This is a genomic window from Exiguobacterium sp. s101 (genome assembly GCF_018617835.1).
Classification (GTDB): Bacteria; Bacillota; Bacilli; order Exiguobacteriales; family Exiguobacteriaceae; genus Exiguobacterium; species Exiguobacterium marinum.
The window spans coordinates 1-23,705 of the sequence record NZ_JACSKX010000020.1; the positions used below are offsets into that span (position 1 = coordinate 1).

At 45.5% G+C, this 23,705-nt stretch carries 22 protein-coding genes and 1 tRNA gene; 8 read left to right on the plus strand and 15 right to left on the minus strand.

What is annotated here, in order from left to right:
* Positions 1–108: 108 nt before the first annotated feature.
* From KNO76_RS13055 to KNO76_RS13080, 6 genes are all read right to left on the minus strand, one after another.
* Entirely contained in the window at positions 109–804 is a 696-nt protein-coding gene (locus tag KNO76_RS13055; protein ID WP_214885859.1) for a DUF554 domain-containing protein, read from the minus strand.
* A 147-nt stretch (positions 805–951) separates the two neighbouring features.
* A tRNA-Val gene (locus tag KNO76_RS13060) sits at positions 952–1,024 on the minus strand.
* An 85-nt stretch (positions 1,025–1,109) separates the two neighbouring features.
* The gene (locus KNO76_RS13065) at positions 1,110–1,667 is read right to left on the minus strand and encodes a GNAT family N-acetyltransferase (RefSeq protein ID WP_084483617.1); all 558 of its coding nucleotides are present in this window, start codon (positions 1,665–1,667) and stop codon (positions 1,110–1,112) included.
* Positions 1,668–1,738: 71 nt separating this feature from the next.
* Positions 1,739–2,053, minus strand: coding sequence for a DMT family transporter (locus KNO76_RS13070; protein ID WP_026826826.1), 315 nt, complete (start codon positions 2,051–2,053; stop codon positions 1,739–1,741).
* Complete coding sequence (locus KNO76_RS13075; protein ID WP_214885860.1) at positions 2,050–2,394, minus strand: DMT family transporter; 345 nt, start codon at positions 2,392–2,394, stop codon at positions 2,050–2,052. Before KNO76_RS13075 ends, KNO76_RS13070 begins: the two co-directional genes overlap by 4 nt.
* The gene (locus tag KNO76_RS13080; RefSeq protein ID WP_214885861.1) at positions 2,387–2,968 is read right to left on the minus strand and encodes a TetR/AcrR family transcriptional regulator; all 582 of its coding nucleotides are present in this window, start codon (positions 2,966–2,968) and stop codon (positions 2,387–2,389) included. Before KNO76_RS13080 ends, KNO76_RS13075 begins: the two co-directional genes overlap by 8 nt.
* Positions 2,969–3,083: 115 nt before the next feature.
* Here KNO76_RS13080 and KNO76_RS13085 point away from each other — a divergent pair, with 115 nt between their 5' ends.
* Positions 3,084–3,866, plus strand: coding sequence for an alpha/beta hydrolase (locus tag KNO76_RS13085; RefSeq protein WP_214885862.1), 783 nt, complete (start codon positions 3,084–3,086; stop codon positions 3,864–3,866).
* A gap of 38 nt (positions 3,867–3,904) precedes the next feature.
* Here the strand turns inward: KNO76_RS13085 and KNO76_RS13090 are convergent, their stop codons facing one another.
* On the minus strand, positions 3,905–5,143 hold the full coding sequence (locus KNO76_RS13090; RefSeq protein ID WP_214885863.1) for an aminopeptidase: 1,239 nt from the start codon (positions 5,141–5,143) through the stop codon (positions 3,905–3,907).
* Between the two features lie 113 nt (positions 5,144–5,256).
* Here KNO76_RS13090 and KNO76_RS13095 point away from each other — a divergent pair, with 113 nt between their 5' ends.
* The 3 genes from KNO76_RS13095 to KNO76_RS13105 all read left to right on the plus strand — a co-directional run bounded on the left by KNO76_RS13095 (position 5,257) and on the right by KNO76_RS13105 (position 9,327).
* A complete protein-coding gene (locus KNO76_RS13095; RefSeq protein ID WP_214885864.1) occupies positions 5,257–5,664 on the plus strand; it encodes a YkvA family protein in 408 nt (135 codons plus the stop codon).
* Between the two features lie 75 nt (positions 5,665–5,739).
* Positions 5,740–6,606 carry a YitT family protein gene (locus KNO76_RS13100; protein WP_214885866.1) on the plus strand — a complete coding sequence of 289 codons (867 nt, stop codon included), beginning with the start codon at positions 5,740–5,742 and terminating at the stop codon, positions 6,604–6,606.
* A gap of 105 nt (positions 6,607–6,711) precedes the next feature.
* Positions 6,712–9,327: a putative bifunctional diguanylate cyclase/phosphodiesterase gene (locus KNO76_RS13105; RefSeq protein ID WP_353047891.1), complete on the plus strand. Its 2,616-nt coding sequence runs from the start codon at positions 6,712–6,714 to the stop codon at positions 9,325–9,327.
* Positions 9,328–9,352: 25 nt separating this feature from the next.
* Here the strand turns inward: KNO76_RS13105 and KNO76_RS13110 are convergent, their stop codons facing one another.
* The gene (locus KNO76_RS13110) at positions 9,353–11,422 is read right to left on the minus strand and encodes an alpha-amylase family protein (protein ID WP_214885870.1); all 2,070 of its coding nucleotides are present in this window, start codon (positions 11,420–11,422) and stop codon (positions 9,353–9,355) included.
* 158 nt (positions 11,423–11,580) lie between these two features.
* Between KNO76_RS13110 and KNO76_RS13115 the strand changes: the two genes are divergently transcribed.
* Entirely contained in the window at positions 11,581–12,204 is a 624-nt protein-coding gene (locus KNO76_RS13115; RefSeq protein ID WP_214885871.1) for a hypothetical protein, read from the plus strand.
* 45 nt (positions 12,205–12,249) lie between these two features.
* On the opposite strand, the gene KNO76_RS13120 is transcribed toward KNO76_RS13115, so the two are convergent.
* Positions 12,250–14,292, minus strand: coding sequence for a heavy metal translocating P-type ATPase (locus KNO76_RS13120; protein ID WP_214885872.1), 2,043 nt, complete (start codon positions 14,290–14,292; stop codon positions 12,250–12,252).
* A gap of 111 nt (positions 14,293–14,403) precedes the next feature.
* Positions 14,404–14,766 (minus strand): ArsR/SmtB family transcription factor, encoded by a 363-nt coding sequence (locus KNO76_RS13125; protein WP_214885873.1) that lies wholly within the window; start codon positions 14,764–14,766, stop codon positions 14,404–14,406.
* A 151-nt stretch (positions 14,767–14,917) separates the two neighbouring features.
* Between KNO76_RS13125 and yhfH the strand changes: the two genes are divergently transcribed.
* Positions 14,918–15,076 (plus strand): protein YhfH, encoded by a 159-nt coding sequence (gene yhfH / locus KNO76_RS13130; RefSeq protein ID WP_074032998.1) that lies wholly within the window; start codon positions 14,918–14,920, stop codon positions 15,074–15,076.
* Between the two features lie 34 nt (positions 15,077–15,110).
* Here the strand turns inward: yhfH and KNO76_RS13135 are convergent, their stop codons facing one another.
* From KNO76_RS13135 to KNO76_RS13145, 3 genes are all read right to left on the minus strand, one after another.
* Complete coding sequence (locus tag KNO76_RS13135) at positions 15,111–15,452, minus strand: fluoride efflux transporter FluC (protein ID WP_214885874.1); 342 nt, start codon at positions 15,450–15,452, stop codon at positions 15,111–15,113.
* Positions 15,449–15,841 (minus strand): fluoride efflux transporter CrcB, encoded by a 393-nt coding sequence (gene crcB / locus KNO76_RS13140; RefSeq protein ID WP_214885875.1) that lies wholly within the window; start codon positions 15,839–15,841, stop codon positions 15,449–15,451. The genes KNO76_RS13135 and crcB overlap by 4 nt, the downstream gene beginning before the upstream one ends.
* Before the next feature lie 79 nt (positions 15,842–15,920).
* On the minus strand, positions 15,921–17,123 hold the full coding sequence (locus KNO76_RS13145; protein ID WP_214885876.1) for an ornithine--oxo-acid transaminase: 1,203 nt from the start codon (positions 17,121–17,123) through the stop codon (positions 15,921–15,923).
* Positions 17,124–17,278: 155 nt separating this feature from the next.
* Between KNO76_RS13145 and KNO76_RS13150 the strand changes: the two genes are divergently transcribed.
* Positions 17,279–19,333: a sensor domain-containing protein gene (locus KNO76_RS13150; RefSeq protein ID WP_214885877.1), complete on the plus strand. Its 2,055-nt coding sequence runs from the start codon at positions 17,279–17,281 to the stop codon at positions 19,331–19,333.
* 17 nt (positions 19,334–19,350) lie between these two features.
* Here KNO76_RS13150 and KNO76_RS13155 read toward each other — a convergent pair whose 3' ends face one another.
* Complete coding sequence (locus KNO76_RS13155) at positions 19,351–20,754, minus strand: basic amino acid/polyamine antiporter (RefSeq protein ID WP_214885878.1); 1,404 nt, start codon at positions 20,752–20,754, stop codon at positions 19,351–19,353.
* Between the two features lie 223 nt (positions 20,755–20,977).
* Here KNO76_RS13155 and KNO76_RS13160 point away from each other — a divergent pair, with 223 nt between their 5' ends.
* Entirely contained in the window at positions 20,978–22,603 is a 1,626-nt protein-coding gene (locus KNO76_RS13160) for a peptide ABC transporter substrate-binding protein (protein WP_214885879.1), read from the plus strand.
* A gap of 170 nt (positions 22,604–22,773) precedes the next feature.
* Here the strand turns inward: KNO76_RS13160 and KNO76_RS13165 are convergent.
* Positions 22,774–23,705: RNA-guided endonuclease TnpB family protein (locus KNO76_RS13165; protein WP_214885881.1), on the minus strand; the 932-nt coding region annotated here is incomplete at its 5' end.

The window sequence follows — 23,705 nt, forward strand, 5'->3', positions numbered from 1 at the left end:
AAAACCTGAGCCCGGTGGAATACCGGACGCAGGTTCTAAAGGTCGCCTAACGAAACTATTTAGTGTCTAACTTTTTCGGTTCAGTTCACCGATTCAGTCTTTTTTTGATTACAGTATATGTATGGCGGAGACAATCATCGCGACCACCAAAATTCCTGGCAATAAGTTGGCCACGCGAATTTTAGTGATACCTACCAAGTTCAAGCCGATTGCCACAATCATCACGCCACCGGTCGCTGTCATTTCTAAAATGAAGCTATCCATGAGTGACTCTGGAATAAACTTCATGATTTGAATAGCGAGAAGGGCAATTCCGCCTTGGTACAACAAGACAGGAACAGCTGAGAACATGACGCCAATCCCGAGCGTCGAACTTAACACGAGGGCCGTAAATCCATCAATCAATCCTTTTGTATATAAGACGTCATGATCACCGCGTAACCCACTATCGAGCGCGCCAATGATGGCCATTGCTCCGATAACAAAGATGAGCGTTGCAGTTACGAATCCTTCTGCCACACTAGATTGACTCCCAAGGCGCCGCTCAAGGCGATAACCGACTTCGTTCAATAATTCATCTAATTTCCACCATTCCCCGAGCGCAGACCCGACGACAAGACTCCCGATGACAATCAAGAAGTTTTCACTTTTCATCCCCATTTGAATGCCAAGTAAGATAACTGCAAGTCCAATCGCGGTCGTCACTGTTTCTTTCATACGCTCTGGAATGCGGTGAAATAAGAGACCTAACAATGCACCGATGATGATTAATCCGGCATTGACGAGGGTTCCCGTTAGCACCATTTTACATTCCCCCTCTCTTATGTATTGAAAGGAATATACCAATTGCTTTCGTTCATTGTCAATTCACAAAAAAAGCCACTTCTCGCAAGAAGTGGCATAGCGGAAACCCACGTTCCTATGGGTTTCGCATCGGGTTTGGCACCCAAGTGATTCTGACTGGGCTCGAACCAGCGACCTCTACCCTGTCAAGGTAGCGCTCTCCCAGCTGAGCTACAGAATCAGGTCGTGTCCTCTCTTAAGGACACTATTAATATATCAAGAAACTATTGAGTTGGCAACTACTTTTTTATCTTTTTTATATTTTTTTATCGCGACATGTGCTGACGGTTGATGTGTCGGCAAAGACGTTCCAAGTCACCAGCATAGACAGATACGAGCATGTCCTTGTACAACGTGTCTCGATCCCAGTGAAGACCATTCGCTTTGGCGACACGCTGAGATGGAACGTTTTCTGGATGAATGAGCGAAATGATTTCCTTTTCTCCTTCGGTGAAAGCATACTGCATCAAACGCGCAGCCGCTTCTCGTCCGTACCCCATATGCCAATGCTTAGGTGACAGCCAATAGCCGACTTCTAATTCGATTTTGCCATCTAATTCATGTAATAACGTACCGGCATGACCAATCGGTTCATCGTTTTCAAACGTCATGAGCTTCAATAGACCTGTTTGTCGACCAGTTTCATAACGGGCCAGTTGACGTTCGAACCATTCAATCGTCTGTTCATCTGTATACGGTCTTCCGTCCGGACTGATGAAGCGCATCACCCGAGGATCTTGGAGAAGCGATTTGACAAAATAAAAATCGGAGATCGTATACGGTTCAAATCGCAAACGTTCGGATTGCAACTCAACAAGATGCATCGTTTTCCGCCCCTTTCTTTCATCTCATAATCTGAACTATTCAATTCCCGTTTTCAGCTTGTTTTAATCCATTACGCTACAACTTTTAAGCCGACCACACTGCCGATAATCATCGTCAAATAAAAGATTCGCCAACGACTTGTCGATTCATCTAAATAGAGCATTCCTAAAATGACACCACCCGCTGCCCCGATACCGACCCAGATGGAATAGGCCAAACTAAGGGGAATGACTTCAAGTGACTTCGACAACAAATAAAAACTGAGCGCAAACGATAAAATCGACAAGATTGACCATTTTAAAATTTGATAGCCTTTTGATTTCCCCATAAAGAAGACGGCCGTCATCTCAGCAATCCCTGCACTAATCAAAAATATCCAACTCATACTTTTTCTCCTCCTGTCACTTGTTTCAAACCGATGATTCCGATGATCAACGTCGTCACAAGTAAGAGTTTCCATCCACTAAGCGCCTCGTCAAATAAAAGGGCGCCGACAATAATCGTTCCGACTGCTCCAATTCCAGTAAAGACGGCATAGCCCGTACCTGCAGGAAGAACTCGAAATGCTTTCGCCAATAAGCCGAAACTGACAATCAAGAGGGCAATCGTCCATAGCGTCGGAGTGAGAACTGTGAATCCTTCTGATAACTTCATCGTCGTAGCCCAAATGATTTCAAGCAATCCGGCAAACAAGAGTGACATCCAAGCAACGCTTTCCTTATTCATTCCAACCCACTCCTTTCTTGAAAATCCGGAACGCGGCTTGTTGCCTCATCTCCCGATCATCTTCAAACATAAATAAAGACAGCAAGGCGCCATCTAAAAAACAATAGTAGGCAGCATATAGCTCTTCAAGCGGTTGGACCGGTAAATCCCTGCGCTCCATCGCTAGACGGAATTGTTCTTTTTCAAAACGTTTTAATTCCGTTTCAACCTTTCCAATGACTTTCTCGATATAATCCCGAAATTCCGGAGGTGGTACGAGCAACATCCGTTTCGTCAACATCCATGTCTCGTGATCGCTGAAGAATGACGTGAGTGTACTAACAATCGAGTCAATCCGTTCTAAAGGTGGTCGTTCAACGGTGTTATCGCATGTTTTTTGCCACGCTTCTTCGTACCGATTCGCCATATCCGTCACGACTTGCTTAAACAGTTGCTCTTTCCCATCGATGTGAGCATATAACGAGGCCTTTCGGATTCCTACATCTTCTGCAACCGCTGCGAGCGACAGTCCTTCATATCCCTCACGGGCAAACCGTCTCCGAGCGGATTGCATAATCTTGTCTTTTGTATTCATGACTTTCACTCTCCTTCCACAACACTCTACCTAACGAACGGTAGGTAGTCAAACGAGGTGATTGTTTTTTGACTCATTTTTCCCCAAAATACGAAATAGAAAGAGGTGACGAATAATGATTGAACACTTGACTGTATCGATTCCGACGGAGAGAGCGACCGGACAAAAACGGATTGTCCGTGTGTTTCGACCGGACTGGGTCGAAGCTAGCACCCCGCTTCCTGTCCTGTATATGCATGACGGACAAAATGTATTTTCCGGAAACACGGCTACATACGGGGAAGGTTGGGAAATCGACCGATGTATCGACACGCTACGTCTCCCCCTCATGGTCGTCGCCATCGCGAGTACCCCGAATTGGTTAGATCGCTATGATGAGTATTCATACGCTGAGGATGAGATGTTATATCGTCGTATCGGTCCAGAACTCGCGAAAACACGTCCAACACTTGGTGGTCGAGGACGTCTTTATACAGACTGGCTCATGCACGAGTTAAAACCACGAATCGATAAAGAGTACGCGACAAATCCGGAAGATATCGGTGTCATTGGGAGTTCAATGGGTGGTGTCATCTCTCTTTATATGATGGCGACCTATCCTTCCATTCGCAGAGTCGGCTCGCTCTCCACTGCAGCATGGGCAAATCTTGATCCTTTGATTCGCGAAATGAAACAAGCTAAAATCGCTTGTAAACTGTATATGGATATCGGTACAAACGAAGAGAGCGGGTCAATCACTCCAAGCGACTACCTGTTCACGAATGCGAAACTGATTGAAGCCATCGCGCAAAAAGGCATCGCCTTCCGATACGAGGTCGAGCCGGACGCAATTCACCACGAATCCGCTTGGCGCCGTCGCTTGCCTAACGTTCTTCGTTATTTATATGACATCACATGAAAAAGAGCGAATTCCGAAATTGGAATTCGCTCTTTCATTTAAATGACCCAGTTCCCGTCACGCATGATTGCTTCTCGCGTGCCGTCTTCTTGCTCCCCATCAATATTCATTTCCGCCGACCCAATCATAAAGTCAACGTGTGTCATCGAATCATTCGCGCCGTTCTCTGCGAGTTCATCTTGAGACATCAAAGGACCGCCTTCTAGGCATGTCGAGTATGCACGACCTAATGCCAAGTGACACGATGCATTTTCATCGAACAACGTGTTATAGAAGAGAAGACCAGAGTTCGAGATTGGAGAATCATCAGGAACAAGTGCCACTTCACCGATGCGACGTGCTCCCTCATCCATATTTAACAATTCATCAAGGGCCGCTTGCCCTTTTTTCGCTTCCGCCTTGATGACTTTACCACCCTCAAACCAAAGAGTAAATTCGTCAATCAAGTTTCCGCTGTAGCTGAGTGGCTTCGTACTCGACACATGCCCTTCCACAGAATCTTTATCTGCGAGTGTGAACACTTCTTCTGTCGGCATGTTCGCGATAAAGTCGATGCCATCGGCGTTTGGACCGCCACCGCCAAGGAAGACGTGCTTTTTCGGAAGGCCGATTGTGAGTTCCGTCCCCGGTGCGCTGTAATGTAGTTTCGCATATTTTTTCTCTGTCAACAACTTCGCGCGACTTCGAAGAGATTGGTCGTGTGTGTCCCATGCTGCGACGACATCTTCTTGATCCATTCGAGTTGCTGCGAAGATGGCCTGCCATAGCGCAGCGACTGCATCCTCACGTCCTGGAAATACTTTTTGTGCCCACGCTTCTGACGCACCTGCGACGATTGACCAACTAACATTGTCACTCATCGTATATTGACGCCATTTCGCAAGTGCTTGACCTGCTGCACGGTTCGCGTCGGAGATTCGTGACGACTCGACACCGTTCAAGGCATCCGGGTCATCACTTACAATTGACAAGAAGGCTGTTTTTTCTTCAGCCAATTGCTCAAAACGAGCCTTTAACCAATCCGGAAACTCTTTAAATGAATCAGCCGGTGCATCAAAATAACGAATCTTTGAAGTCTCCTCATCGCTCCAGTTGACGAATACTTGTTTCGCTCCTGCCGCATAAGCAGCTTTCACCACATGGCGTACAAGTGGTGCTTGGCTAATATCAGCACGTACTTCTAATTGTTGCCCCGGTTGAATGTTCACACCTTTTTTTACCGCTAGCTCTGCATAGCGAGAAAAATCTGCCTCTGTCGGCATTGAAATCATAGACATATGTATCGTTCCTCCTTTTCGATTATCTTTATTTTCTTAAATTTCAGGAAAAGTTGCAACCAATGCGCAAAAACGGGCATATTAATACATGAAGAATGAAGGAGGAATACACTATGGCAGATTGGAAAACAACATACACACACTTTTTAAAACAAGCAAAGGAAGACATCCACGATCGTGAATCACTCGGTGACCTGCTCGTTCAAGGTGAACGCGCACTCGCAAAAGTGACGATTGACGTGGCCTCAAATGAAATCAGCAATATCGAGCGTGAAGAAGAGCTCACCCTCTACTTCCAAATGAAACAAATGCTGAATATGTTGCGCGCGCTGTACAACAATCAATTCGAAATGCAATCAGACAAACAGGAAGAACTGATTGCGGCCATTCTTTACTTTGTCTCTCCGTTCGATGCGATTCCAGACGATGTTCCGCTCGGACTTTTTGATGATGCCCAGGTGATTGATTACGTGCATGAACAATTAGCAAGTGATATTGACCGATTCCATAACGAATTGTGACTTGAAATGATGTGGGAGTAGCAGTACGCTAGCATGAGACTTAGCTAAAGGAGGCGTCAGGCCTAGCCATTATTTATGTATGCAAAATCTCGAAAACGGGTTGCTCTCGAAACGGTACTGTTCATCATCGCCGGGACAATCCTTCAGTCTATGTTTGTCAGTTTACTGCTCAAACCGAACGAAATTGGTTCGGGAGGAATCGTCGGGATCACATTGATTTTCAACGAACTGCTCGGAACACCAATTGGAATGACTCAACTCGTGCTCAATATCCCCCTCTTCCTGTTGGGACTAAAATATTTAGGACGTCGTTTCATTTTAATGACAGGAATTGTCGTCGTGCTCTCCTCGATTCTGATTGATAGCTTGCCAATCCTTATTCCGCCAACCCCACTTGACGACCCACTCGTCGCTTCGGTGTTCAGCGGAATCGTCTCAGGTCTCGGACTCGCACTTCTCCTCTTTGCAGGAGCTTCCACGGGTGGCCTTGATATTTTAGGGAAAGTCATCTATCTGAATAATCGAAATTTATCTTTACCTAAAATCTTTTTGACACAAGACCTAATTGTTTACATTCTCGTGTTTATTGTCTTTGATATAAAAGCCGTTATGTATGCTCTTGTACTAAGTTTTGTAAGATCACGAACGTTGCTCACGATTCACAAGTTCTTCTCCGCACAGAAACAATGTTTTATCATTTGCCGAAAAGCAGAAGAAATTAATTTGGTCATCAAGCAGAACTTAAAACGCGGGGTCACAATTATGGATGCAACAGGCGGATATTCAAACGACTCTAAAAAAATGCTATATGTCGTCGTCCAAAACAATGAAATTCCACGACTACGTCAAATCGTTTCTGAAATTGATTCTGAGGCGTTTGTAACAGTGTCCGAAATCGATTCGATCGTTGGAAACTTCAAAGAACATTCATATACGCTCTAAATTCATAAAAATCGACAACAATCTATTTTTGTTGTCGATTTTTTGTGTAATTTTCAATCATCTATTCCGATAATAGATAAGAGCCCTATTTAAAAACAGGAGGAGGTGCATGAGTTGTCATTTTATTCGTTGCGCCAATACGTTCCGGCGGTTCTCATCGGGACTTTTTCTACCGGACTTTTATTATTATTTTTAACCCCGCATGACCTGCTACACATCACGTTACTTATCTATTATCTCGTCATCCTAGGAGCAGCGATTCTATTTAGTGGAGTGGCTATTCTTAAGCATAGAGGGATGCGCCGCTTTATTCATGTTCTGATTAGTGCCGGAAATGTATGTTTTGTGCTTTACTTACTGATGCACCACTATTCACCTAGCGCAAATACACAATCGTTATTGTTTTTACAGAATTTCTTTTATTTGATTATGTCTTTGATCGTCATCACTCAATCGATTGAGGTTCGGACATTGAAACTACGAACGTTCGATTTATTTGCCTTGTTTAGCTTTCTCGTGATTGGTGGACTACATATTTGGTTCTATTCCACACGAGAAGTCTCGCTCGTTTCTCATCTGAGTGGCTTTGAAGAACAGATGTTACTCATCAGCCTTTACATGATGCTCGGATTCCTTTACTTGAATCGAGTCGTTTCAACCGGTCAACAATTCCGAATTCTTTTACTCGTCGGAATTCTAGGTTTCACAACCGCCTCAATTACAAACGCACTATTTTTGTTTTCAGGGATTACACACGAGCTAGTTCACCTAGTTCAAATAAGCAGCATACTCATGATCTCCATCAGTTACTGGGTCGATAATCTGTCGGAAGATGCACTCGCGTATGATTCAATTTTAGATTATGTATTATACAGCGTAGTCGTGATGATGTTTTTACTCTCATCCGATCGCCTTCTTGGAACGTCTGTACTAGACTCGATGATTGCAAATGTCGTGCTTTTACTACTGATTCGCCAATTTGTCGTCTCAAAACAAAACGCACTGATCAGTTATCGTCTACATACGGTCAATACAGATTTAGAAGTCGCCGTGTCTACAAAAGCGCATGAACTCGAGATTCGCGAGCAACAATACCGTTCGCTCTTTGCCTACCACTCAGAACCAATTTTTTTATTCGATTTACACGGAGAAGTATTGTCTGTCAATGAGGCCGGTAGCTCGATTTTAGGATTGTCGACAGATAAATTACTCGGGTCGAACATCCTCGATATCATCGAATCGACAGATCGGCCCCCATATGTAGCCATTCTTCAAGAGTTGGTGAATGGTCGACCACGAACGACTGATGTGCGGGTGATGACCGACATAGGCGAGACACGTGTCTGGCAACTCGTCAACGTCCCGATGATTATCGATGGAGAAGTCGAGGGCATTTATGCGATTGCAAAAGACATCACCCAGATGATCGAGCAGCAAGAGCAAATTCTGTATCAAGCCAAGTTCGATAGTTTGACTGGTCTTCATAATCGTTACGCGCTACAAGAACAAATCGAGCGTTTAATCGAGGAAGGTCGTACGTTCACGCTCATGTTCTCTGACTTAGATGGCTTTAAAGAAATCAACGACCAATTCGGTCATCACATGGGAGACGAACTTCTGCAACACATCGGGAAGCGGTTACGAACCGCACTTCTTCCAAATGAGTACGCCGGACGCCTCGGAGGTGATGAGTTCATTGTCGTCGCAGAACACGGTGACCACGAAATGTTGACGGAACGTTTACGGCGACTCGTCTACCGCCCCCCTTATTACATGGCCGGAACACTCGTTGAAGTACATGCTTCGATTGGAATCGTACGTTTTCCTGAACATGGGGGAAAATTGAAGCACTTACTCTCAAACGCGGATCTCGCGATGTATCGTGCGAAGGATAAAGGACGTGACGAAACCGTCATGTTTGAACCTGAGTTACGAGAAGACAAAGAAGAACGGAAAGTGTTAATGGAAGGTCTCGATACCGCACTTGAAAAAGGAGAAATTTCTCTCTTCCTTCAACCTCAAGTCGATGCCTCGACGAAAGCGGTCATCGGAGCGGAAGCACTCATGCGCTGGCAACATAACGGAACATTCATTCCGCCAAGTCAATTCATTCCTATTGCCGAAGAAACAGGACATATTCACGATTTAGGTCGGTGGATGATTCATGAGACGTTCCAGTTAATTCATGTGTTTGAACAAGGCGATATTCATTTACCGAAGCTCTCGGTCAACTTGTCAGTTCGACAGTTATTCGATGAACATTTGATTGATTATTTGAATACGCTATTCGAACGTTTCCCGATTGAACCGTCACGCCTCAATTTCGAATTGACAGAAACCGTCGCCGCCCACCACTCGGATCGTGTGTTAAATCGGATTTTAGAGTTAAAAGCGCTCGGTATCAAACTATCCATTGATGATTTCGGAACAGGTTACAGTTCACTCGCTTATCTCGTACGATATCCAATCGATGAACTGAAAATCCCTCGTGAATTCACGATGCAACTCGAAGAGAACCGCGAATATCAAATGGTCACGACGACAATCGTCGCAATGGCACGACAACTCGGTATGGCGCTTGTTGCCGAAGGCGTCGAAACCGAGTATCAGGAAACCTTTCTTCGTAAAGTCGGATGTGATTCCATGCAAGGTTACCGCTATGCAAAACCGATGCCACTTGATGAGTTTGTCATTTACTATATGAAACATACAACGCCTTGAACCCTATTCGGTTCAAGGCGCTTTTTTACTTCATTTCATACACTTTGACCTCACCTGGCTTCAGGTCAATCCAAAGGTTCCATTGTTCATCAAACGCATACTCAGCATACGGCCATGAGTATGGTGAATAAATCATCTCCGCAAAACGACTCGCGTTCCAATTTCGGCGCCGTACTCCATCAAGAGCGACAGTTCCTTGCAATGAGTTATTCATGTTCGTATTCGCTATAACCAACAATGTATCATTCGTCTCCGGACGTAGCCAGGCAAACCCGACAAACGGCGCGAATGGCTCATCCAAATTTAGTGGCTCAAAATGGTTTGGATCCACTAGTACGTCTAACCACCGTCGACGAATTTCAGCAACTTGGTGCATGACTTCAATCATCTCATCCCGTTCTGGGTGATCCCAATGGAACTGATATGCATCAAAAAAGGCGAGTTTGCCGAAATAAGGGTCCGTCGGGAACAGTTGGTACGCTTCTTCAGGACGACAATCTAGTCCGGTGTTCATCGGCTGTGTTTCATATAATTCTAACCCTGAGTTTGTCATCGGTACCCCATTCGGCATAAACCCATTTAACACCGACAATAATCTGCTCGCTTGTCGTCCGCCTTCCCGCGTAGCAAGACGACGAGTATCCGCCGTTTCACCTGCCGCAAATACTGGAAGCGGTAAAAAGCGTGAATCGTATAGAAATTGATGTGTTTCGTGCGTTTGGAACCTAGGTTCTTTATAAAATCCATATCCGATAATCATGTTATAACCGGCATCTTTGGCAGTCCAAGCACCCGACTCAATCAACTCTTCGGCGATAAAACTAAAGTTTGAATCGATAGAACGTGGTGTTGACAAAATCGCCTGCGCTAAGTCGACAGGAAGAGCGTGCCCCATATCAATACGCGCCCCATCAATGCCAAATTCACGCTGATAATGCGGGATAATATCAGCGAGCATCTCCCAGAGAGGCTCGTTAATCTCATTTCCTCGGAATTGATTCGACTTGATTGAATCAAACAAAATATAAGGAGCAACATTCGCCTCATTGACATAAGGTGCTGCTGCAAGTGGATGATCTAAGAAGAGACGGAAATATGTCACATCCGACCATGGTGGTTGTGGATCATTAATACAGTCAGAGAAAGCAGGCGCTGTTGTCAAACCGAACTCTCGCTCAATCGTTGCTAACACATTTTCTTCCGGGTGCTCAAGCAAAAAGCCACGGACACGTCCCCATTTCTCAGCATCAATCAAATTCGGTGCCATCGAGAATCGTCTTAAGTGTTGCCATACATCCTCCGAGTTATACACCATCGGCAAAAAGGCAAATTCCGGTTTTACGTTCTCCCCAATCCCGGGCACATAAGGAGGATGATAATAATCGACTTCCGTCAATGGAATCCAATAAAACCATTCTGGGTTTTCAAGAATGAGACGGTTATCTCGGGCACATGTACGAGGGATGACATCGATGACGACGCGAATCCCTACCATGTGACAAGCCTCCACAAATGCCGCAAATTCTTCTTCGACTGTCATTGCATCTCCAGTCAGCGTTTCTTTCAACTCTTCATCGATGGCAAAGAAATTTTGAACGGCATAAGGAGAACCAAATTCTCCTTTTTTATTCTTATGACTATGTTGAGAAATCGGTAAGAGAAACAATGTATCGATCCCCATATAAAGGAGGTGAGGAATCAACGCAAGCGTTTTGACGAAAGTGCCAGTGTCCTTCATTCCGAACGAGTTCTCCATCTCCACATAGCCCGATCCATCATGATCCCAGGAGGTCGATGTACGAACTTGCATCGAATAGACAGAGGCACGCTTGATCCAATCACCTCCTGTTTGCAAATGTCCGTCTGCAAGCGCAATGGACGTTTGGTAATCCCGGCTTTCAATCGCATACGGAAAAATCGTTTTTTCAATCGTTTCAACCAAAAAATCATACGGATTGACACGCTCGACACCGTCGCGAACTGGTTCAGAAGTGAAACGCATGCGATTCCATAGACTTGGAACCTCATAAGTAAGATCCTGACGATTGTCTTGTAACACCTGGTACAGCTTTTGTAACGATGAGTTCTCTGGCATATTGACTCTCCTTATGCATCTGATTGTCCTTTTTCATTTTTCATTAAAAGACACTACACTAATTGATTATACGTTTTCTCGTTTTTTCCTTTTTTCAAAGAATAATTTCTGTCGACATTTATAAAATCATGTACGATTGAGTAGAAAGGAGTGTCACGATGTCACAACGAAAGTGGATTTTATTATGGGTTAGCTTATGCATTTTATCCATCTCGATTATTGGTATTTTTATTTTTCAATTAAAAGGAACAAATGACCGTTTAGAAATCATACAAGGTGAACAACTCGACTCGTATGAAGTGATTGAAGACATCATGTATTATAACATCGAGCGGGCAAATGCCATCCGTGGTTTACTTGCATATGACGACCGACACTTTTTAGAAATGTACTATAGCATGTCCCGTCAAGCAAAAACGCTAAAACAGTCCGTCGTCGCCGACCCCAATACACCGAGTTCCGTCCTCGATCTACTTGAAAGGGATGCCATTTGGGTAACAGAAGCTGATCGTGTACTCGACATCTATGAAGATGGCGACCTAACAAAAGCTACAGCAGTCGCAGAAACAATGACCGAGCAACGACAGACTATCTTGGAAGATTTGCGTTCGTTAAAGCAAATGCAATACAAAGATATTCATCAAGAACTTCTTTCTGCAAAGAATCAGATATCTTTCTTGACCCAAATACTTTTCACCATCACTTTTTTGCTTATCGCTATAATTGCCATCCTCAGCTTCTTATTGTTCCGTATCAAACCTCAGCACGAAACAATAGAATGAAAAAAGAAGTGTCCCAGGTGATCATACCTGAGACACTTCTTTGATTTATTTCGTCATACGAAGTAACCTTGTCGCATTTGCGATGGCAAGAAGCGCTACCCCAACGTCAGCGAACACTGCTTCCCACATCGTCGCGATGCCGAACAATCCTAAAAGCAATACAAGTGCTTTTGTTCCGAAGGCAAAGAAGATGTTCTGCCAGACGACGCGTTTTGTCCGTTTGCCTAACCGAATAGCCTGAACGACATCGGTTGGAGCGTCATGCATCAAGACGACATCTGCCGCCGTTACCGCCGTATCACTTCCGACACCGCCCATGACAAGACCGACATCTGCACGAGCTAAGGCAGCCGCGTCATTCATTCCGTCTCCAACAAATGCAACTTTACGGGTAGCTGTCATCCGCTCTACCGCTTCAACTTTCTCATGTGGAAGCAATTCACCTTGCACTTCATCAAGTCCAAGTTGATCCCCGATTTTTTTTGCGACCTCACGGCGATCTCCTGACAACATAACCGTTCGATATCCTGCTTCTTTTAGTGCTTGGATTGCCTCGAACGCATCTTCTTTCACCGTATCCATCAATTCAACTCGTCCAAGCCACCGATCATTCTTCATAACATGCACACTCGTACTGACGGACGAATCATCAATGGTTCGTCCTAATCTCTTCATGTACCGTGCACTTCCGACATAAATGTGATCCTCTCCATCACAGGCATGGAGACCATATCCAGGTTCTTCTTGAATCGATTCGAAAGCTTGAACCTCTCCGACACGCTGAACGATGGCTTGCGCGAGCGGATGATTGGACGCTACTTCGACACGGGCAGCAAGATATAACAGTTCTTCCGCACTGACACCGCCTGCCGTCACCACGTCTGTTACTTCAAATCGTCCAGTCGTCAACGTCCCTGTTTTATCGAAGACTACCGTATCCACTTCTGTTAACGTATCTAAATACTCGCCACCTTTCACGAGAATGCCTCGTTTGGAACCCGCTCCGATTCCACCAAAATAGCCGAGTGGAATTGAAATCACGAGTGCGCATGGACAACTAATCACGAGGAAGATGAGTGCACGATAAACCCATTCTTCCAAGTTCCCCACAAAAAACGGAGGAACAAAGGCCACGAGCGCGGCCATAACAACCACGAACGGTGTGTACACTTTCGCCAGTCGCGTGATCATCTGTTCTGTTTTCGCTTTCTTCCCATTGGCCTCTTCCACAAGCACAATCATCTTTTGAAGACTTGATTCTGCTGCTAATTTGGTCGTTTGAACAATGAGACGCCCCTCTATATTGACCATCCCGGCCAATACTTCTTCTCCTGCATCCACTTGGCGTGGTACAGATTCTCCAGTTAGAGAAGCTGTATCCATCGAGCTCGCACCTGTTACAACGATGCCATCCATCGGTACCAATTCACCCGCACGGATGACAAGATACGATCCAACTGAAACGTCCTCTGGCAATCGTTCAACCTCTTCCTCGTTTTCTAACACACGGGCAAGGGTCGGTCTCATATTCAATAAAGACTGAATCGATTTTCGAGATGCCCGCACCGCCCGTCCTTGCACATATTCTCCAAGTTGATAAAACAACATGACGGCAACAGCTTCTGGATATTCAGCAATCGCAAATGCCCCAATCGTCGCAATCGTCATGAGGAATTTTTCGTCAAACCACTCTCGATGCCATATATTTCGAAATGCACCGTATACCACATCATATCCGGCCAATCCATAGGCCACAATATACCCCGGAATCGAATCGGTCCAAAGAGCAAGTGAAAAGATAAAAGTAGCTGCGAGGAAGCGCCAGAGCGTAACATCACGTTTTTCAGTTTGATCGTCCTCTGCTCTTACAAATTTAGCCCCCGGTTCAATCCGCTCCATCGTCTGCTCGATCGACTGGAGTATCACGTCACGCTCTGAAGGATCTATCCATTCAATCACCATTCGACTTGTCGCGAAGTCAATTTGGCAAGATGCCACTTCTTCATGCTTCGTGACATCTCGCTCGATTTTGGCTGCACAATTTGTGCAGGTGATTCCAGACACGGGTAACACGTCTCGTTTTCCCATCATTCTCCCCCTAACATTCAAACGTTCATTTGAATATATCGTATCGTGAATCGAATTCAATGACAATAGGCAAAATGACCGACCCTGTACATATGGGATCGGTCATCGAATTTAAACGTTTTTTTGTTCTTCACTGTGTGCCAATGCAATTTCAACAAGCTGTCGCACGTGCTCATCATCTAATGAATAATAAACGACTTTCCCTTCTTTACGATACTTCACCAATCCTTGTTCCAGTAACGTCCGTAAATGGTGAGATGCGGTCGCGTTTGAATGACAGATAACGGCCGCCACATCGCATACACAAAGTTCGTGTTCGAGCGTCAACACATATAGCACTTTTAGACGGGTCGGATCGGCGAACGCTTTAAACAATCGACTGACTCGTGGCGCGTCTAATTGCGCCAAGGCGGATTGTAGCGTAGGAACGTCCTCTGATTGAATTCCAATCGTTTCACACTGTGGCACTTTCATTTTTTTCACCTCGTCTTTTGATGTGTATAGTGTAGCAAAAATTCGTCAATATATCTGTTATATATTATAGTTGACTTATACACTTCTGTTATAATACAATCGTAATAACAACCAAAACTGTCAGACAATTTACCGAAGGAGGCATTTTCATATGAATGAATGGGCGAGCCGACTCGAATCATCTGTCGAGTTTTATCAAAAATTACCGGATAAGACATGCCAAGAATGCGGGAACCATATGGACGAACAGTGCGAGTCATACGAAACGACTTGTGCTTCATGTACAGAGAAGCTTCAACTCGCAGAATAAAACAACGCCCCTTCGAAATGGAAGGGGCGTTGTTTTATATTGACCATCCGATATATGCCGCTACTAATCCAAACAAATAAGTCGTGAGTAAATAGAGTCCGAATCGAATCCAATCTCTCGTCACAAACCGCATCAATTCCAGTTTTAAAGTCGAGAAAGTCGTAAACGAACCAAAAAATCCGATACCTAAAAAGAGGATGAGCGATTGTTGAGCGGTATGCGCGTACAAGTATCCGAGACCAAACGAACCTGTTACATTGACGAACAACGTCGCCCACGGAAAAGTTGAATCAGTCCACTTTTTCATGACCTGACCGATTGTGAAGCGGAGAATCGCACCGATGAAAGCGCCACTTGCAATCCAGAGAATAGTCATAAGACTTCACCTCTTGTCGACGTTTTTGTTCCGATGCGATAGCCAAACCAAGAACTCCATAAACCGAGTGTGATGCTGAGGAACACGTATGCAACAGCGAGAAGTGCATGATCATTTTCAACTAATTGAATCGTCTCTACACTAAACGTGGAAAACGTTGTAAATGACCCAATCATTCCGGTTCCGACAATCGTGACGATTTGAGGAGAAGGTTTTCCCGCTTGAAGAAATCGATGCGTCAGCCATCCCAATAGAAAGCTTCCAATTAAATTGATGAACAGTGTCGCGACGGGAAACGGGCTCGTTTCGAATGAATCGACTAATAATCCAAGTCCGTACCGTGCCAAAGCTCCAACTGCACCTGCTAACCCAACGTATATGTACAGCATCTGATTCCTCCTCCACGAAAAAGACACCTGCGCTGCAGGTGTCGATTCATCTTAAACTATTATACCAAGCTGTCGCTTTTTACGAAATAGCTGCCGGAGCAAGTACGGCTTCAATTGCTTCAAATGCTTGATCCAATTCTTCTTTTGTGATGACGAGAGGTGGTGCCAACCGAATCACTGTTTCATGCGTTTCTTTACAGAGAAGACCACGTTCTTTCAGTGCCTCGCAGTAAGGACGAGCTGACTCTGTCAATTCAATACCGATGAATAGCCCGCGTCCGCGAACGTCGCGAATCATCGGATTGTCGATTGACTTTAAACGATCCATGAAATACGTTCCCAACTCCAACGAACGCTCTGGGAGTTTTTCTTCTTCCAATACTTCAAGAGCTGCGACAGAGACAGCTGACGCGAGGGGGTTTCCACCAAAAGTGGAGCCGTGTGAGCCTGGATTGAATACTGAAAGGACTTCTTTGTCAGCCGCCACACACGAGATTGGAAAGACGCCTCCTCCAAGAGCTTTTCCGAGAATATACATATCCGGTGTTACACCTTCCCACTCGATGGCAAACCATTTCCCGGAACGTCCGAGCCCCGACTGAATCTCATCTGCGACGAAGAGAACGTTATGTTGTTTACACAGCTCTGATGCACGCTTCAAATACCCTTTCGGCGGAATGATGATTCCGGCTTCACCTTGAATCGGTTCTACGATAAACGCCGCCGTATTCTCTGTGATTGCTGCCTCGAACGCCTCGATATCACCGTATGGTACGACTTTGAATCCCGGTAGTAACGGTCCGAACCCACGCTGATACTCTGCTTCTGTCGACATCGACACAGCAGCCATCGTCCGTCCGTGGAAGTTTCCTGTACAGACGATGATTTCAGCTTCTCCCGGGATTCCCTTCACATCGTACGCCCAGCGCCGAGCCGTCTTCACGGCTGTTTCGACCGCTTCTGCTCCCGTATTCATCGGTAACACCATTTGCTTATTTGTAAGCGCTACCACTTTGTCATAAAAACGTCCCAGTTGATCGTTATAAAAGGCACGTGACGTCAACGTGATCTTATCTGCTTGATCCTTGAGCGCTTGAATGATCTTCGGATGGCAGTGACCTTGGTTAACGGCAGAGTATGCACTTAACATATCCATGTAGCGATTCCCCTCAGGATCGGTTACCCAAATCCCTTTCGCCTCCGAAATAACAATCGGTAGTGGATGATAGTTGTGTGCCCCGAACTTTTCTGTCATCTCAATCACATCATGTGTCTTTGTCATATTGCTTCCCCCTTATTCAAAACTATCTTACTCCTTCAGTATATGATGCCCCTCTTTCTTTTGACAATGACGAACTTAAGCATTCCTTGAATTGGCAAAATCAGGTACACTTACATTAGAATATACATTTAGCATGACAGATTGGGGGAAATGATGTGGCTTCATTGCGTGATTTATCGGTTGATCAATTCATCGATGCTTTTTCTGTGCCTTTTTGTTATATTTCTCAAGATGGTACGGTTCTATTATGGAACGAGCATGCCGAAGTGTTATTCGGGTGGGAACGTGAAGAAGTCCTCCATCAGCCACTGCCGGTCGTCCAGCAACTTGACCATGCGCTGGAAACATGGACACCGCTCCTCCTTCAATATCCGTTCACGACGACGGCGATGACACCATTTCAACATAAAGATGGATCGGTCATCTATGCGACCGCATACTTACAGTCCTTTTCACTCGAAGAGATTTACGGCTATTTCTTGGCCTTTCTTCCGAAAGGATTCGGACCACTCATCAGCACCGAACAATTCAATTTACTTCATCACTTTCAAGAAATGATTAAGCAGTCCACCCATTACTTGGCGACGAACGCGAAAGGTGAAATCGTCGACGCGAACCCTTTGTTATGTCGTTTGCTCGATGTGACGGAACAACAACTCATCGGCCATAGCTGGTTCGAGCTCATTCATGATTCAAGTGACCGAAATGGGATTTCACGTGATGTCTTAACATCTTTGGCCACAAATCAAATATGGAACGGAGAACTTGCTATTTCCTGTAAGGAACATGAACAAGAACCGTGTTGGCTCAATTTGACCGTCGTACCGATCATCAGTGAGAAGAAAGATGTGATTCAGTACACAGCTTTTGGTTTTGATGTCTCTGAGAAAAAACGTCTTGAAAAAGAAGTCGAGTTTCTCGCCTATCAAAATGAATTGACCGGACTCTATAATAAAAAAGGCTTCTTACGTCGATATGACTCGATTCTTCAACAAACCGATGAGCGTGAAGGCCTGATTCACATCGCTTTGTTCGATATCGACCGTTTCAAAATCATTAACGAGTCATTCGGGTCTCGTGTCGGAAATGAACTCCTCATCCAAATCAAAGAGCGCGCACTGCACCTCATTCCAGAGTCTGCTTTATTGTTCCATCCAACAGGTGGACTGTTCGGTGTCATGTTCTTCGAGGAGTCGAAAGAAGAAGTGTTCCAAGTATTACGGCATCTGCAACACGAACTGCAACGACCGTTTCGTATTTACCATCACTCCATCATGGTATCGATTTCAGTCGGATGTGTATTTTATCCATCTTCGACAAGTTCGCTCGAGGAACTGTATACACGTGCTGAGAGTGCCCTTTTCAAAGGAAAACAAATCGGGGTCGGTACGATTCAATTTGTGACAAAGGATATGGATGCCGCATTCTCGCGACAAATCCATATTGAAAAGGCGATGTATCGGGCACTTGACGAAAAGCATTTTTATCTCGAATATCAGCCAAAATACGAATTAGCCACAGATCGACTCATTGGGTTCGAAGCACTCCTTCGTTGGCATCATGATGAACTAGGACAAATCCCACCTTCTGAGTTCATCCCACTTGCTGAAGAGATGGCACTTATCGTCCCAATCAACAACTGGGTCATCTTAGAGGCGACGAAACAATTGAAGGAGTGGAAAGATGAGTTCAATCAATCACTCTCGATGGCGATTAATATTTCGCCAAACCAGTTCCGAAGCGAAAGTTTCTTGAATACGCTTCGAAATATCAAGCAACAATTCCAACTCGACCCGGCAGATGTCATCTTAGAAATTACAGAAAGTCTAGTCATGCAACAAACTGATGAAATCATCGAACGTATGGAGCAAATCAAGCGTTTGAACTATCGACTGTCGATTGATGATTTCGGCACCGGTTTCTCTTCTTTACAATACTTGAAATCTTTCCCGGTAGATGAACTCAAAATCGATAAAGTCTTTCTTGATGATTGGATGACGTCCAAATCTCATCTCCTCGACGTCATTGTTCATCTCGGGAAAAGCTTAAATCTCCATGTCGTCGCGGAAGGGGTCGAAGATAAAGAGATGTTGGCGCACTTAAAGTCGACGGATTGTGATTCTTTCCAGGGCTACCTATACGCCAGACCTGCTTCTCCAAGTGCAATCGAACAATTAATCCGATCATCAAAAAACTCACCGGACGCTTGAGGCGCCGGTGAGTTTTCTTATAGAGCGATTGTGGCTGTCCAAAGCCCATAAATGCCATAGGTCGCACATAATAGAATAATCAAGGCAATTATCGACTGGGTACGGGTCAAGAACGGTCGTCCTTGTTCCCGTTCTGCCAAAAGAAAGACGAAGATGCCAGGCGCATAAAGAATCATCGCAATCAAGACATATTCCGAACCTGATGCATAGAGTAACCAAGCCGCATACAACGAAGCGATACCGGAAATCATCATCATCCGCAATGATGTCGTCCGCTTCGCCTCGATCCACCCAAAAAGTGCTGAAAATAAATATGGGACAAGCGCCGCGATACCGGCGATACTCGACAAGACGAGATACGTCTGTTCCGAGAACAACGCGATGACTGTGACCACTTGGGTGAATACTTGGGTGATGAACAATGCGTTCACCGGTGTATCATTTTTATTCAATCGATTAAACACTTTCGGAAAAACACGATCTCTGCTCGCGACATAAGAAATTTCAGTCGCCAAAATCGTCCACCCGAGTAACGCACCTGTCAACGAAACGAGTAGTCCGATGTTGATTAGCGTAGCGCCAAACGGTCCGACAACGGCCTCTAACACGTATGCCATTGAAGGTTCTGGTAATGCCGCAAGTTGCTCTTGTGTCATGACGCCAAAGGAGAAGATTGAAATCATCATATAAATCAACAACGTTCCAATCAAACCGATCACCGTCGCACGACCGACATCTTTTTTGTGACGTGCGCGCGATGACAATACGACCGCTCCCTCGATACCGACAAATGCCCAGAGTGTGACGAGCATCGTCGACTTCACTTGTGGAAACACATCCGCCCAAACAAACCCTGTTTCTCCCCAAAAATCGACTTGGAACGTATCTATTTTAAACGCGAATAGGATCAACACGATGAACAAGATAATCGGGACGAGTTTCGCAATCGTTGTCACGATATTGAGAAGTGCCGCTTCACGCATCCCACGTGAAATGAGCCAAAATAAGCCCCAAATCAGAATGACACTCATGAACAAGCGAAACAGTCGGTGTTCTGCTGAGAAAACAGGGAAAAAATAAGCTAATGTACTGAAAATCAACGTGATGTTGGCTACCGTCCCAATCCAAGCCGACATCCAGTACCCCCATCCGCTGTTGAATCCAACAAACTTCCCGAAACCTTCACGGGCATAGGCGTAAATTCCGCCTTCTAGCTCTGGCCGCGTGTTTGCTAAAAATTGAAACACAAAGGCGAGCATAATCATGCCGACACCCGTAATCCCCCATCCAATTAAAACTGGTCCGACCCCTGCCCCTTGTGCCATGGCACCAGGGAGGTTAAACGCACCTCCACCAATCATGGTCCCGACGACCATTGCCGCAAGACCGAAAAAGCCGATTCCGGCTGAATTTTGTTTCAAGTTAACGCCTCCACTATCACTCTAAACCTCCGAATAACTATACATATATACTGTATAATCATTCGGAGTTTTGTTTATTGTACTTCCTGAAAGGATTGAAGGATAGACATTCTAAATAAGTTTATATTTTCGAATAATTTGCAAAATTCCATTGCATATTTATCTCATATGTAGTTTAATTACAACATATTCTAAATTATCAGAATTTTCAGGAGGTTGTATAATGCGTAACAAAAAATGGTTAGCGTTATCGGGGGTCGCATTATTGGCGACGGCTGCTTGTAGCACAGGAGATGACTCATCAAGTTCAGAAAGTTCATCTTCGAGCGATTCGAAAAAAGAAATCACAATGGTATCGGCGACGGACTTGCCGCAGCTCGATCCGACACTTACAACAGACTCGACATCGGTCATCGTGACAAACAACGTGTTCGAAGGATTGTATCGTCTAGACGAGAACAACCAACCGACACCAGGGATTGCCGAAGATGTGGAAGTATCAGAGGATGGTCTTACATACACGTTCAAACTACGTGACGCTAACTGGTCAGACGGTTCTCCCATTACAGCTGAGGATTTTGTCTACTCTTGGAAGCGTGCACTCAACCCTGAAACAGGTGCCGAGTATGCGTATATTCTTCAAGACTTAAAAAATGCGAACAAAATTCTTGCAGGCGAAGCATCACTTGACGACCTCGGTGCGAAAGCAGTCGACGAGAAGACGCTTGAGGTGCAATTAGAAGCGCCAGCTCCGTATTTCTTAGGGTTGACCGGATTCCCTACGTATATGCCGCAAAAACAAGAGTTCGTCGAAGAGCAAGGCGAAAAATTCGCGATGGCAGTCGACCAAACGCTTTATAATGGTCCTTACGTCTTGAGCGAGTGGCAAGACAATGCCGGTTGGGTCTATAAGAAAAACCCAGAGTATTGGGATGCAAAAAATGTGAAGATGGATACCATCAACGTCAAGGTCGTAAAAGACGTGTCAACAGGTGTCAATTTGTTCGAGTCAGGCGAAGCGGACTACACGCTCCTTTCATCTGAGTTCGTTCCACAATTTGAGGATAGCGACGAATTCAAGACACGTGCTGATGCTCGAATCAACTTCCTTCGCTTCAATCAAAAAAATGAGTATCTCCAAAACGTCAACATTCGTGAAGCACTTGCGAAAGGGTTCGACAAGCAGAGTGTGACGGATGTTATCTTAACGGATGGTTCAGAACCAGCGAATTTTATCGTGGCGAAAGACTTCACGTTCACAGAAGACGGGTCTGACTTCCGGGAGAAACATCCAGATCTCCTCAGCTATAACGTGGATGAAGCAAAAGCGGCTTGGGAGAAAGGATTACATGAACTTGGAGTCGAAACGATTGAACTCGAATTCCTCTCACGTGATGAGGAAGCGTTCAAGAAAGTCAACGAATTCATCAAAGGTGAGCTCGAGAAAAACTTGCCTGGTTTGACACTCAATATTAAACAACAACCGTTTAAAAACTTCCTTGATCTCGAAGGAAAAGGCGAATATGATGTCTCTGCCGCTGGTTGGGGTCCTGATTATCAGGATCCGATGACATACCTCGACATGTGGGTCACAGATGGTCCATTTAACCGTATGGAGTACTCAAACGACGAGTATGATCAGTTGGTTCAATCAGCGAAAAAAGAAGCTGATCAGATGAAGCGTTGGGAATCAATGCAAGAAGCTGAACGCATCCTTCTCGAAGAAGACTATGCCATCGCTCCGATTTATCAAAAAGGTGAGGCATACTTAGAACGCTCAAACATCGAAAACATGTACCGCCACCCGTTCGGTGCCGATGCAAGTTTCAAATGGCTTGACGTCAAATAATGAGTGTAACCTCTCTGATTCCTACGTGGATTAGGGAGGTTTTTCTGTAGTGAACTACTCGCCACTTATTTGCTTCGCAAATTGAAGTGGGAGCTTCTTGGGAAGACCGTACTTTTACTAGCCACGGTTGTTTACCAAGCTCGTCGGGCAGTCCCTGCCCTGAAAGGTTGTCAGTCGGCCAACATCAATAGGTTGATGCTCGCGTTGATGTCACGGTCATGATGCGCGCCACAGGCACACGTCCATTCACGGACGTCCATCGTCTTCTTCTCGCCTTTGACGCCACAAGAAGAACAGATCTGCGTCGATGCGTACCAGGGGTCTGCCTTGATGAGCGTCCGTCCGTAGAAGTTTGACTTGTACTCGAGTTGACGGACGAACTCGTACCAGCTGACATCCCCGATGGACTTCGCTACCTTGTGATCCTTCATCATATCCTTCGACTTCAATGTCTCCACGACGATGACTTGGTTCTCGTCAACAATCCGTCTCGACAGCTTGTGAAGGAAGTCCTTGCGTTGATTGGCGATTTTCTCGTGTTTCTTGGCTAAGATCAGCTTAGCTTTTTCACGATTCTTGCTTCCGATCTTCTTTCGTGACAACGCGCGCTGCGACTTCTTGACCTTCGCTTCGGATTGGCAAAGAAAGCGAGGGTTTCCAATCTTCTCAGAAACCATCTCGTCATTCGTCATGACGGCGAAGTGTTTCAAACCGAGATCGATTCCGACCTTGTTCTCGGCTGGAATCCATGGTTCGTCGTCCTGATCGACGAGGAGCGCGACGAAGAACTTGCCCGTCCTGGTCATCGACACCGTCGCCGACCGGATGACGCCCTCGAACGGACGATGTTGTGTGAACCGCACGAACCCGACCTTCGGCAGTCGGACCTTGCCCGCCTCGATGCGGATCGTGCCATGCTGGTTGTTCGTCGTGTAGGAGGCGCGCGACCGTCGTCTCGATTTGAAGGTCGGGAAGCCGCCCGTCCCGGCGAAGAACTTCGCGAACGCGGTGTCGAGGTTCAGCTTCGCGTTCGCGAGCGCGAGGCTGTCCGCCTCGGCGAGGAACGGGAACAGGGGCTTGTAGGAGGCGGGTGTCGCCGGTT

Excerpts from the sequence above, each read along its gene's own strand:
- KNO76_RS13055 (WP_214885859.1), bottom strand. The coding sequence starts at position 804 with ATGGTGCTAACGGGAACCCTCGTCAATGCCGGATTAATCATCATCGGT.
- KNO76_RS13065 (WP_084483617.1), bottom strand. The coding sequence starts at position 1,667 with ATGCATCTTGTTGAGTTGCAATCCGAACGTTTGCGATTTGAACCGTAT.
- KNO76_RS13070 (WP_026826826.1), bottom strand. The coding sequence starts at position 2,053 with ATGAGTTGGATATTTTTGATTAGTGCAGGGATTGCTGAGATGACGGCC.
- KNO76_RS13075 (WP_214885860.1), bottom strand. The coding sequence starts at position 2,394 with ATGAATAAGGAAAGCGTTGCTTGGATGTCACTCTTGTTTGCCGGATTG.
- KNO76_RS13080 (WP_214885861.1), bottom strand. The coding sequence starts at position 2,968 with ATGAATACAAAAGACAAGATTATGCAATCCGCTCGGAGACGGTTTGCC.
- KNO76_RS13085 (WP_214885862.1), top strand. The coding sequence starts at position 3,084 with ATGATTGAACACTTGACTGTATCGATTCCGACGGAGAGAGCGACCGGA.
- KNO76_RS13090 (WP_214885863.1), bottom strand. The coding sequence starts at position 5,143 with ATGTCTATGATTTCAATGCCGACAGAGGCAGATTTTTCTCGCTATGCA.
- KNO76_RS13095 (WP_214885864.1), top strand. The coding sequence starts at position 5,257 with ATGGCAGATTGGAAAACAACATACACACACTTTTTAAAACAAGCAAAG.
- KNO76_RS13100 (WP_214885866.1), top strand. The coding sequence starts at position 5,740 with ATGTATGCAAAATCTCGAAAACGGGTTGCTCTCGAAACGGTACTGTTC.
- KNO76_RS13110 (WP_214885870.1), bottom strand. The coding sequence starts at position 11,422 with ATGCCAGAGAACTCATCGTTACAAAAGCTGTACCAGGTGTTACAAGAC.
- KNO76_RS13115 (WP_214885871.1), top strand. The coding sequence starts at position 11,581 with ATGTCACAACGAAAGTGGATTTTATTATGGGTTAGCTTATGCATTTTA.
- KNO76_RS13120 (WP_214885872.1), bottom strand. The coding sequence starts at position 14,292 with ATGGGAAAACGAGACGTGTTACCCGTGTCTGGAATCACCTGCACAAAT.
- KNO76_RS13125 (WP_214885873.1), bottom strand. The coding sequence starts at position 14,766 with ATGAAAGTGCCACAGTGTGAAACGATTGGAATTCAATCAGAGGACGTT.
- yhfH (WP_074032998.1), top strand. The coding sequence starts at position 14,918 with ATGAATGAATGGGCGAGCCGACTCGAATCATCTGTCGAGTTTTATCAA.
- KNO76_RS13135 (WP_214885874.1), bottom strand. The coding sequence starts at position 15,452 with ATGACTATTCTCTGGATTGCAAGTGGCGCTTTCATCGGTGCGATTCTC.
- crcB (WP_214885875.1), bottom strand. The coding sequence starts at position 15,841 with ATGCTGTACATATACGTTGGGTTAGCAGGTGCAGTTGGAGCTTTGGCA.
- KNO76_RS13145 (WP_214885876.1), bottom strand. The coding sequence starts at position 17,123 with ATGACAAAGACACATGATGTGATTGAGATGACAGAAAAGTTCGGGGCA.
- KNO76_RS13160 (WP_214885879.1), top strand. The coding sequence starts at position 20,978 with ATGCGTAACAAAAAATGGTTAGCGTTATCGGGGGTCGCATTATTGGCG.